Below are 11,655 nucleotides of genomic sequence, written 5' to 3'. Positions count from 1 at the left end.
AAATTTCGTAAAATTTTGTCTTTTTTGATTTATAAACAGCGTTAAATACATTACAAAGGTTCAAATTTTAGAACGCTTGTTTATTTTATTTATGGAAAATTTTGAACTGCTTAAAGCATTGTTTTTGGGGTTAATCGAAGGTTTAACTGAATTTTTACCGATTTCAAGCACAGGACATCTGATCTTATTTGGTCATCTCATTGATTTTCACTCAGATTCGGGACGTGTATTTGAAGTGGTGATCCAATTGGGTGCTATCTTGGCCGTATGTTGGCTGTATCGACAAAAAATTATCGAATTAATTCGCGGCTTTTTCTCAGGCGATGTTGCAGCCAGACGTTTTGCGATTAATGTTTTAGTTGCATTTATTCCTGCGGTGGTGATCGGTGTCTTAGCAGTAGATTTTATTAAACAAGTGCTGTTTAGTCCTTTGGTTGTGGCTTTTGCTTTAATCATCGGGGGCTTCATTATTTTTGCTGTAGAAGCCAGAAAGTTTGAACCTAAAACCATTGAAGCCACAGACATTACCTTAAAACAGGCAATTCTGGTTGGATTTGCTCAATGTCTTGCCATGATTCCGGGAACATCACGTTCAGGCGCCACTATTATTGGCGGGATGTTGTCTGGTTTATCACGTAAAGCGGCAACCGAATTTTCTTTTTTCCTTGCAATGCCAACCATGTTAGGTGCTGCAACCTATGATTTAATTCGAAATGCAGATGTTTTAACCTCAGATAACCTGATTAATATTTCAATAGGGTTTGTGGCTGCATTTATTGCTGCGCTCTTGGTGGTCAAAGCTTTGGTAAAGTTTGTTGAAAAACATACGTTGAGAGTGTTTGCTTGGTACCGTGTGGTATTGGGTATTATTTTACTGTTTGTGTTTTTATAATCATGTGAATTAATAGCAGATAAATTTAAGTCTGCCTATGTTATTTTTTATCGTATTGACCCACTTATCTTGTGGGTCTTTTTTTATCTCTTAAATATAGTCAACCTATCAAAAAACTCAAAAACAAGAATATAATTTCTCTTAATCAATATTTTTCAATTAAATTAATTACATAGAAAATTAAATTATTTGATTATAAAAAAGCTTGCAATGCCACACATTACGTTCAAAGTTTAAATAGCTTTGCGTAGGCGATGCCTCACTTTTCAGAGATGAAAAGATACCGTCTTAACTGTCAAGCAAATTATTTAAGGATTCATGCCTTATAATTTGCCTGATAAGGTTGTTGGTTTTTAAGAACACCATAGCAAAGATGAATTAACTTTCGCATAGCAGCAGCAATCGCTACCATTTTAGTTTTCCCTTTCGCTAAGAGCCGTTCGCTCAACTCTCTAATATGAGGATTGTACCGAGTTGCAACAACGGCAGCCATATATAAACCCGATCGAATTTTAGGTGAACCGGCTTTAGATAAGCGACTTTTTCCAAGCACAGAACTACCAGATTGTCTATGAATGGGAACTAAACCCACAAATGCAGCAGCTTGGCTTGCTTTTTCAAAAGAATGAGCACGTAAAAAAACAAGCATTAATAAACTGGTACGCTCAGCAATTGCTGGAATGCTTTCAAGAAGCTTTTGATCACGTTTAAGCTCATGGTTTTGATCAATATGGTTTTGAATTTGTGTATCTAGATTCTGAATTTGCCTAGTTAATGATTTAATATTGGTACAACTATTAGAGTGGAGTTTGCTTTTTCCAAACGATTTTGTTCACGTTTTAAGTCGTTCGCAAGACTTGACCTTCTATCTAATAAAGCATTGAGCAATCGGATATTATCAGGAGTGGGTTGCCATAAATGTAAATCTACAGTCATTGCAAATCGCGCTAATACTTCACTATCGATTTTGTCAGTTTTATTAAGCTTAGAGATACTTTGAGCAAAATATCGAGTACGGGCTGGGTTAGCCACACAAACTTGAAATTTTAAATCAAATAAAAATTGAGCTAACATTTCATGATAGACGGATGTTGCTTCCATTAAGGCTCTAGTTTCTTCAGCAACAAGACCAAAACGATTTAACCATGATAACAATTGATGAAATCCTTTATTGCTATTGGAAAAGCATTTAGTTTTTATTTTTCCACTAGAGTCATCAAGAAATAAACAACAATCGAATTTAGCTTTAGAAACATCAATGCCAAGATAAAACATAGCTTCACCTAATTATTGATTGAATTAATATTAAAAAACCACAGTCTTTTCTTGTGAATGCAGCATCAAAGTGCTTAGTTACCGTCCAGATTTATGTCAGTGGTTAGGTGTAAATTGTAGGTTTAATCTTTTCAGGAAACTCGAAGTTTTAGTGACAAACCAAACTCTACAATTTACGTGTAGTGATAGCTAATCACTACAAAGAACAAGATACAAGTGACAAAAATCTTCTGTTAGGCGAGGGGTACGTCCTGTACCCCCGCCTAACGGCGACATCCCTGTCGCCCCACGATAGGATAACCATCTAGGATTCAAAAGTACAAAAACCGAATGAATAATCAATAGTTTCTAAGAATTCATACAAAAACATGAGGTTCATTTATGATCAGTGATTTGATATAAATCACTTGTATGAATAATTAAGTGGTTTGACTATAAGATGAGGGCTATTTCATCTTGCTCTATGGATTTTAAAAGGCCTTATATAAAGAAGCCTAATATTTAACAGGGAATGTTAAAGACTGAAAAACTCAGACTAAAATCCTCATACTGTCTATATATAGACAAAGGATCACTTAGATAAAGCCACTCAATTGTTTATATATTTGATCGGGCCTTTGATGATCTAATTTTCAAGTATTTTCATCTTCAGAAATATCTTCAAAGTGTTTTTCATCATTAAAACCATTTTCATAACCAAAGTCATTTTGGCTATTAAATGAATATTCACGATCATTTTCAAAGGTATTGTAACTGTGTTGATGATCAAATTTTGCAAGAGAGGCTTTGATATTTGAACGTGGATGGCGTGTAGGCAAAACAGTAGAAATTGAATGTTTATAGATAATTTGCATTTGCCCTACACTGTTCCTTAGTAACACGACATATGAATCAAAAGATTCAATATGCCCCTGTAACTTAATCCCATTGGTCAGAAAAATAAAAACTGGAATATGTTTTTTTCGGAGAGAATTTAACAGCGGATCTTGTAAGGTTTGAATCTTAGACATATTACGCTCCCAAAACTTTTAAATACTTAAAAAAATATCATTTTTAAATAAAATTTATAATTAAATGCATCCTGCGAATTTTACTTTCTTTCAAAATAGATGAACCAACTTTGCCATCTATCCCCTAAGCTTTGAATTTCAACATAAATCTTTTATTGTGTTACTTACTTGCTGTCGTAGAGGTAGTAGGCATCATCATATTTGAATGATCCATCTTCATCATCACATGCGCCATATCGACCCCACTCGATTGAGTTGTTTGTGCCATTTCAGTTGAATGTACATGCTGTTGCTCTGCATGTTCATTGTTAGACTTTTTGGCTTCATGCTGTGCATTACAAGGCTTTATAGAGCATTGTATTGGCGTTTTTTCTACGGTTTGAGTATCCGTTTTATTCAGCATTTTAGAGACATCTGCCCAAGATTGAGTCGTTATCATCAGCGTACCCAGACAAATCACGCTCATTAAACTGCGCTGTAAAATTGCTCGCATTTATACCTCTCCAAGCTTGAGATTCTTAAGTGGTACAATAAATCGGACTATTGAACATTAAGATGACTTGAAAGTGACATTTATGTAATCTATACCTTTCTTTAGTTTTATCACGCTATTATATTTTTAAAGAGTATTCTAGGAAGCAAACATGAGAATATTATTAGTCGAAGATGAGCAAAAAACTGGGGACTACCTTAAGCAAGGTTTATCTGAAGCGGGATATATTACTGACTGGGTTACAGATGGGCTCACAGGTAAACAGTATGCACTTTCTGAAGATTACGATGTCATCATATTAGATGTGATGCTACCTGGGGTAGATGGCTGGCATATTATAGAAGCTGTGCGTAAAAATGGAAAAACCATGCCGATTTTATTCTTAACAGCGCGAGATCAAATTGAAGACCGCGTAAAAGGATTAGAGTTGGGTGCGGATGATTATTTGGTAAAACCTTTCGCGTTTGCTGAACTCCTCGCAAGAATAAAAAGCTTACTTCGTCGCGGACAGCAAAGAGAAGACAGTAACTTAATCAGTATTGCCAATCTTGAACTTGATATCAGAAAACGTCGTGTAACACGTGAGGGGCAACGTATTGACCTGACCGCGAAAGAGTTTGCATTGATGGAATTATTTATGCGTAGACGTGGTGAAATTTTGCCACGAGCGCTGATTGCCTCACAAGTTTGGGATATGAATTTTGACAGTGACACCAATGTTGTCGAAGTTGCAATTAAACGTTTAAGAAATAAAATTGACAGTAACTTTACACCTAAACTGATTCAGAATATTCGAGGAATGGGCTACGTTCTAGAGGTAGAAGATGAGGCGTAAGCTGTTCAATGCGATTAGTTTCCGAATCGCCATTATTTTTTCCCTCTCCACTGTAACGATTTTAATTATCATGGGCTTCGTGATACACCTCGGAGTCACACAACACTTTGAAAGTGAAGATCGAGTACTCCTTGAGGGAAAAATTCAACTGATACAAAATCTATTAAAACAACATCCAACCAACTCTAAAGAACTCAATGTTGCATTAAAAGATTCTCTCATTGGACATGATAATCTGATTGTGCAAGTTGAACGGCCTGTGAATCAAATTGTATTTAATTCCGCCCAAATGGCAATCGCACCACAAGTCATTGCCAACCCAGATCTGGAGCAATGGATTAGATGGGACGTTCAAGATAAACATTATCGTGGACTGGTCTATCAAAATATTTTTGAAGAAAATGAAGATGCACAATCTACCCAAATTATTGTTGCGATTGATACTTCAGAACACATGCTTTTTTTAAATGAATTTAAACATCAGTTATTTTATATTTGTTTAATTGCCGCACTGTGTTTAATGTTTTTAGGATGGTTTGCTGTTTGGCGAGGATTGCGTCCAATCAAAAGAATAGCCACAGTTGTAGAAGGGATTTCAGCACAAAATTTATCTGAGCGCTTAGAGGTTGAGCATACCCCAACAGAATTAAAATCACTGACCATCGCCTTTAATGAAATGCTGGACCGTTTAGAGTCGGCTTTAGAAAAGCTTTCAGACTTTTCATCAGATCTTGCGCATGAAATTCGTACACCGATCAACAATCTAATGACGCAAACACAAGTATGTTTGTCGCGCAGTCGAGATATCGATGCCTATAAAGAAGTCTTATTTTCAAATTTAGAAGAGTTTGAACATCTGGCAAGAATCGTCTCAGATATGTTATTTTTGGCGAAAGCAGAAAATGGGCTTAATCTTAAAAACATACAAACCATTTATTTATATGAAGAATTTAATACTTTATTTGAGTTTTATGATGCTTTAGCCGCAGAAAAACATATGACCTTTCACCTTGTTGGTACAGGAAAAGTCAATGCAAATATTGCGATGCTACGCCGTGCGCTGAGTAACCTAATATCCAATGCAATTAAATATGGCAAGTCGAACTCTGTCATTCAGATTAAATGTCAACAAACAGCAGACCACACCATTTTTTCAGTTGAAAATGAAGGCCCAACCTTATCCCCTGAACAATTATCACGGCTGTTTGACCGTTTCTATCGAACAGATGCCTCTCGTCAACGTGTTGAAGATGGTACAGGTTTAGGACTTGCCATTACCAAGTCTATATTGGCCTTACATGGTGCAACCATCCAAGCAGAATCACGAGATGGTTTAGTGATCTTCACAGTTGTTTTTAAAAATGAATATCTTCCAACATGATATACAGCGCAAAAGTATCTTAAATAAAATCACATCTTCAAGCAGCTGTTGAAAATACAGCTGTAAAAATTGAAGCACAAACTCATTATTAAAAAAAATTAAACTTTTCTGATTAGTATGTATTTAATTTGCCTTGAAAATCTTTTAATATCACCAATTGTTTATTTTTTCTAAATAACAAAAGTGTAATTTTAAAGTCATTCTGATGTATATCACCCTCTTTAATAATCAAGGTCTAAACACACCAGTAAAAGGAACATTCAATGAAATCCTCGCAAAATAACATGACCAAACTACGTAATGCCTTATTGGGTACAGTGATACTCATTAGCGCGACCAATGCTATGGCTCATGTTGATTTAACCAGCAGTACCCCTGCAATGAATGCATCCATTACCACTGCGCCGAAAAGTTTAGTGCTTAATTTTAGTGGAGAAGTCATGTTAATGAATATTAAGGTACTGGATGCACAAAGAACCAATATTCCACTTAACTATAAAGTGAATCATGATCTAAAAAAAATATTTAATGTTCCTGTTCCCGCACTTAAAAAAGGCAAATATTTTGTTGTTTGGACAACAATGGGCAAAGATGGGCATAACATGAACAATGAATATAGCTTCACAATTAAATAAAACCAAAGAAATTGAAGATTGATAAACAACATTCTGCAAGCGACTGCACTGTTGTTAGGGTGTGTTGGCATTTCATCAATGGTCTGAGTTGTCGCAAACTGAGACGAATTGTCAACAGACTCGAATAAAGGAAAAAAATAATGTTCGAATTCTGGATCTGGTCAACTTGGCTAACAAAAATTACCTTATATCTCAGTACTGCTTTTATGATTGGCGGTGCTTTTTGTTATTTTTTACTTTGGCGTTATACCAGCATAAAAGTAACACTACTCAAGTATATGCACTTAGGTGCGACATTAGGTCTGGTTGGAAGCACTTTAGGCTTTTTTATTTTAGTAGGTAGCTTTGCCAACGCGGGGCTTTCCGGTATTTTTGATCAAACCTATCTCAATATTCTTTTAAATACAGACACTGGGCAAATACACATTGTCAGAATCATCAGTTTTGCCTTAATTTTTCTGCTTTTAACCATCAAATTGGGCAAAAAAACCACCCATATTGCCACTTTTGAAAAAATACTATTTGCGGTATTGCTTATTCCGATTCTTTATAGCTATTCCCAAATCGGGCATGTCACCAACTTAGCATTTTTTGCTCAAATTCTACTCAGCATTCATGTTTTTTTCATGTCGTTATGGATGGGCTCACTTTATCCTTTATGGAAAATGAGCCATAAAATCAGTGGTCGGTCATTAAGAAAACTCATGGAGGCATTTGGGCGAATTGCAGCCTTTGTTGTCGGAATCTTAATCCTCTGTGGTATCACGATTGCACTGTTATTATTTAAAGATTTAAATACTTTGATCTATACCTCGTATGGTCATGGTTTTGTTCTTAAACTGGCATTTGTGGGCAGTATTTTATTACTTGCTGCTTTCAATAAATGGTTTCTTACTCCACGACTTGAAGAACCCTTATTTGCACAATATTTAAGTTGTGCCATTTTATTTGAAATGTATTTGGGTTTATTGATTCTACTCACCACCAGCTACATCACCACAGTGGTTGGGATTGATTAAAAATACGGATATAAATCATTGAATTGAGAGCATTATCTTGCACTATAAACAAAACAATGCATCGTTCTTGCCCTGATAAAAAATGATCACGTTGAATGAATGATATGGGTATTGAAAGTCCCTTCTCCCTCCGGGAGAAGGCTAGGATGAGGCCGCTTTTATGTTGATTGATGCTTTAAAATGATTGATAAAAGAAGCCTAATCTATAAATAATAATGAACTAGGATTAAAAATAAAGGAGATCCGTAAACCATAAGTCAAAAAATATTTTATTGGTCTATGTTCATAAACTAAATTTCTATCTACAACAAGCTGTTATAAAAACTTGAATTGTTTTACTTGACCTTACCATTATGTCAAAGTTTAGGATTTAGATCATGGAATAAGACTTATAGGTATGACTTATGGAAAATAGATCACATGATCGTGTTTCTGATTTGAAAAGTAGTTTTCAAATCAAGGGTATGAGTTGTGCAAGTTGTGTCAGTCGAATAGAAACAGCACTTAAAAAAGCCGATGGTGTCACCCAAGCATCTGTGAATTTAGCCACTGAACGTGCTGACATTACATCGAATATCAGCATTGATCGCCAAGCACTGATCAATGCGATTGAACATGCTGGATATGATGTCGTTGACGAAACCACAGAATTATCAATTGATGGAATGACTTGCGCCTCATGTGTCAGCCGTGTTGAAAAAGCACTAAAAGCCGTTCCCGGTGTTAAAGAGGCAAATGTAAATCTTGCAACTGAACGCGCAACAATTACAGGTACAGCCAATGTCGCGGCTTTAATCGCAGCAATAGACAAGGCTGGCTATGATGCCAAACAAATTCAAAGCGCTATTCCAGATCAAGCAGAACACCTCGAAAAAAAAGATCAAGAACGCGCTGAGCTAAAACGAGACCTTATACTTGCCACTATTTTTGCGTTACCTGTTTTTATTTTAGAAATGGGTTCGCACCTTATTCCGGGTATGCACCACCTGATCGCTCAGACCATCGGTATACAAAATAGCTGGTATTTACAGTTTATTCTGACCACACTGGTTTTGGTGATTCCGGGTCGAAGATTCTATATCCACGGCTTACCCGCTTTATTGCGTTTAGCGCCAGATATGAACTCGCTGGTTGCTGTAGGTACCTTGGCGGCTTATCTATTTTCCATCGTCGCAACATTTATGCCCAGCATCTTACCCGCTGGAACAGTCAATGTTTACTATGAAGCCGCTGCTGTTATTGTCGCTTTAATTTTACTCGGTCGTTTTCTTGAAGCAAAAGCCAAGGGACGTACTTCTGAAGCCATTCAGCGTTTAGTCAGTCTGCAAGCCAAAGTGGCCCATGTTTCTCGTGATAATCAAATCGTCGATATTCCAATCGACCAAGTTGTGGTGGGTGACTTTATCATTGTCAAACCAGGTGAACGAGTTCCTGTAGATGGAAAAGTCATTGAAGGCAAAAGCTTTGTTGATGAATCGATGATTACCGGTGAACCCATCCCTGTCGAGAAAAAAGTAGACAGCGATGTCGTCGGTGGTACCATCAACCAAAATGGCACCTTAAGCTTTAAAGCTGTTGCTGTAGGTGGCGAAACCATGCTTGCGCAAATCATTCGTTTGGTTGAGCAAGCACAAGGCGCGAAAATGCCGATTCAAGCTGTGGTTGATAAAATCACTTTATGGTTTGTACCTGCTGTGATGGCTGCGGCTGTACTGACGTTCTTGATCTGGTTGATTTTCGGCCCTTCCCCTGCTTTAACTTTCGCTTTGGTCAATGCTGTTGCTGTGCTGATTATTGCCTGCCCTTGTGCGATGGGTTTAGCAACGCCAACCTCAATTATGGTGGGCACAGGACGTGGTGCTGAACTTGGGGTATTATTCCGTAAAGGTGAAGCATTACAACTACTAAAAGATGCCAACGTTGTTGCTGTAGATAAAACAGGGACATTAACCGAAGGTCATCCTGTACTGACAGATTTTGAAGTCACTGAATTTTTTCAGCGTGATCATGTTTTGAGTATGGTTGCAGCAGTTGAATCCCGTTCTGAGCATCCGATTGCCAAAGCCATCGTAGATGCAGCAATCAAAGAAAACCTGACCTTACCCAAAGTGAATCAATTTGATTCTGTGACAGGTATGGGCGTCTATGCAGATATCGATGAAAATGGAGAGATTCATATTGGTGCAGATCGCTATATGCTCCAGCTCAATATTGATATTTCACCTTTTGCAAGTGCGGCGCAACGTTTAGGTGATGAAGGTAAATCACCGCTTTATGTGGCAATTCAGGGCAAGTTGGCAGGGATAATTGCAGTCGCAGATCCAATTAAATCAACCACGCCAAGCGCCATTAAAGCCTTACATCAACTCGGTCTTAAAGTTGCGATGGTAACAGGTGACAATGCCCGTACAGCACAAGCGATTGCTCGCCAGCTCGGTATTGACGAAGTGATTGCGGAAGTTCTCCCTGAAGGAAAAGTCAAAGCGGTACAAAGCCTTAAAGCAAAATATGGCAATATTGCATTTGTCGGTGATGGGATCAACGATGCACCTGCTTTGGCTGAAGCTGATGTCGGTCTTGCCATTGGTACAGGTACGGATGTTGCAATTGAGTCGGCAGATGTTGTATTGATGTCAGGTAACTTGCAAGGTGTTGCCAATGCCATTGCTTTATCTAAAGCCACTATCGGCAATATTCATCAGAATTTGTTCTGGGCATTTGCATACAATACCATGCTGATTCCAGTTGCCGCTGGGTTACTCTATCCTGCTTATGGCATCCTGCTTTCGCCAATCTTTGCAGCAGGTGCAATGGCTTTATCTAGTGTATTCGTCTTGGCCAATGCCTTACGGTTACGTCGTTTTCAACCCGCTTCTACTTTCGAGTAGAAGCTTGTAGAGAGAATCACCATGAATATTGGAAAACTGTCTCAAACTGTTGGAATCTCTGCCAAAATGATTCGTTATTATGAGCAAATTGGTCTGATTCCAGCCGTGGGTCGAAGTAATGCAGGCTATCGTTCTTATTCCGATCAAGATGCTGAACGGCTCAAGTTTATTCGAAGCTCAAGATCGCTCGGCTTTTCGGTTGCAGAAATCGCAGATCTTCTGGATTTATGGAACAATAAAAATCGACACAGTGCCGATGTAAAGCAACTCGCGCTCTCGCATATCGAAAAATTGGAAATCCGTATTACTGAATTGCAGAAGATGACCAATACTTTGCAAAATCTCATCAATTGTTGTGCTGGTGATCATCGACCGAATTGTCCGATTCTTGAGGGATTGCAGAAGCAAGATATTGAACTTCAAGAAAGCTACCATCAAAATGATTCTCTCTCTGTTTCACCACTTGCACAGCAAAAAGCTAAATAGGATTTAAAATCCTCTCCCGCTTGTGAAGTAATGCTTCTTCACCTTTTTTAAAGAAAAGGGGCTTACACTACCCCATCTTACAGTGAATAGTTTTAATTCATTTGCGTAGGCGATGCAAACCTCTTGCTCTACCACATTCTTGTTCTAAAAACAAAGCAATGCTTTGTTTTGCTCAGATGAAAAGAGACTTGCACTGCCTCATATTACAGTGAAAAGTTTTGAGTAATTTGTGCAGGCAATGCCTTACTTTTGAAAGATCAAAAGTAACAAAAATCTTTCGTCTGGCGAGGGGTACATCCTTATACCCCCGCCAAACGGCGACATCCTTGTCGCCATGCGGTAGAAACACCGTGTAGAATTCAATGACGAAAAGGTACTTGCACAGCTTTAACTTAAATTGAGAAGTTTTAATTATTTTATGTAAGTTCTAGATCTTACATAAATCAAAAAAAGATCTTAAAGCGTAAATTATATTGATATTGGAAGTTCCTTCTCCCGCTGGGAGAAGGCTAGGATGAGGGGCTTTTATATTGAATTTTGAGTTAGCACCGCCCCATCTTACAGTGAAAGGTTTAATTTAACTTGCGTAGGCGATACCTTACTTTTGAAAGATCAAAAGTAACAAAAATCTTTCGTATGGCGAGGGGTACATCCTTATACCCCCGCCAAACGGCGACATCCTTGTCGCCATGCGGTAGCAACACCGTGTAGGATTCAATGATGAAAAGGTACTTGCACAGC

Annotated in this window: 9 protein-coding genes and 1 pseudogene; 7 read left to right on the top strand and 3 right to left on the bottom strand. The window is 37.8% G+C overall.

The features are described from left to right. Positions 1 to 91: 91 nt before the first annotated feature. The gene (locus tag ACZ5QH_RS06615) at positions 92 to 892 is read left to right on the top strand and encodes an undecaprenyl-diphosphate phosphatase (protein ID WP_004819927.1); all 801 of its coding nucleotides are present in this window, start codon (positions 92 to 94) and stop codon (positions 890 to 892) included. 316 nt (positions 893 to 1,208) lie between these two features. On the opposite strand, the pseudogene ACZ5QH_RS06610 reads toward ACZ5QH_RS06615, so the two are convergent. The 3 genes and pseudogenes from ACZ5QH_RS06610 to ACZ5QH_RS06600 all read right to left on the bottom strand — a co-directional run bounded on the left by ACZ5QH_RS06610 (position 1,209) and on the right by ACZ5QH_RS06600 (position 3,670). Then, positions 1,209 to 2,167: pseudogene (locus tag ACZ5QH_RS06610) on the bottom strand (IS110 family RNA-guided transposase). Positions 2,168 to 2,799: 632 nt separating this feature from the next. After that, the gene (gene hfq, locus ACZ5QH_RS06605) at positions 2,800 to 3,177 is read right to left on the bottom strand and encodes an RNA chaperone Hfq (RefSeq protein WP_004819926.1); all 378 of its coding nucleotides are present in this window, start codon (positions 3,175 to 3,177) and stop codon (positions 2,800 to 2,802) included. 160 nt (positions 3,178 to 3,337) lie between these two features. Beyond that, entirely contained in the window at positions 3,338 to 3,670 is a 333-nt protein-coding gene (locus ACZ5QH_RS06600; protein WP_303578047.1) for a hypothetical protein, read from the bottom strand. Between the two features lie 151 nt (positions 3,671 to 3,821). Here ACZ5QH_RS06600 and ACZ5QH_RS06595 point away from each other — a divergent pair, with 151 nt between their 5' ends. The 6 genes from ACZ5QH_RS06595 (at position 3,822) to cueR (ending at position 10,914) form a co-directional block, all read left to right on the top strand. Beyond that, positions 3,822 to 4,505 carry a heavy metal response regulator transcription factor gene (locus ACZ5QH_RS06595; protein WP_004722117.1) on the top strand — a complete coding sequence of 228 codons (684 nt, stop codon included), beginning with the start codon at positions 3,822 to 3,824 and terminating at the stop codon, positions 4,503 to 4,505. Then, on the top strand, positions 4,495 to 5,886 hold the full coding sequence (locus tag ACZ5QH_RS06590) for a heavy metal sensor histidine kinase (protein WP_303578046.1): 1,392 nt from the start codon (positions 4,495 to 4,497) through the stop codon (positions 5,884 to 5,886). Before ACZ5QH_RS06595 ends, ACZ5QH_RS06590 begins: the two co-directional genes overlap by 11 nt. A gap of 263 nt (positions 5,887 to 6,149) precedes the next feature. Continuing rightward, complete coding sequence (locus ACZ5QH_RS06585; RefSeq protein WP_034618205.1) at positions 6,150 to 6,521, top strand: copper resistance CopC family protein; 372 nt, start codon at positions 6,150 to 6,152, stop codon at positions 6,519 to 6,521. A gap of 137 nt (positions 6,522 to 6,658) precedes the next feature. Beyond that, complete coding sequence (locus ACZ5QH_RS06580; protein WP_303578049.1) at positions 6,659 to 7,540, top strand: copper resistance D family protein; 882 nt, start codon at positions 6,659 to 6,661, stop codon at positions 7,538 to 7,540. 404 nt (positions 7,541 to 7,944) lie between these two features. After that, the gene (locus ACZ5QH_RS06575; protein WP_303578045.1) at positions 7,945 to 10,428 is read left to right on the top strand and encodes a heavy metal translocating P-type ATPase; all 2,484 of its coding nucleotides are present in this window, start codon (positions 7,945 to 7,947) and stop codon (positions 10,426 to 10,428) included. Between the two features lie 21 nt (positions 10,429 to 10,449). Continuing rightward, positions 10,450 to 10,914, top strand: coding sequence for a Cu(I)-responsive transcriptional regulator (gene cueR / locus ACZ5QH_RS06570; protein WP_004722127.1), 465 nt, complete (start codon positions 10,450 to 10,452; stop codon positions 10,912 to 10,914). The last annotated feature ends 741 nt before the right edge of the window (positions 10,915 to 11,655 follow it).

Source organism: Acinetobacter sp. Ac8, from assembly GCF_055392545.1.
The sequence above is the reverse complement of the archived record's forward strand: the minus strand, read 5'-3'. Positions and strand labels throughout refer to the sequence as shown.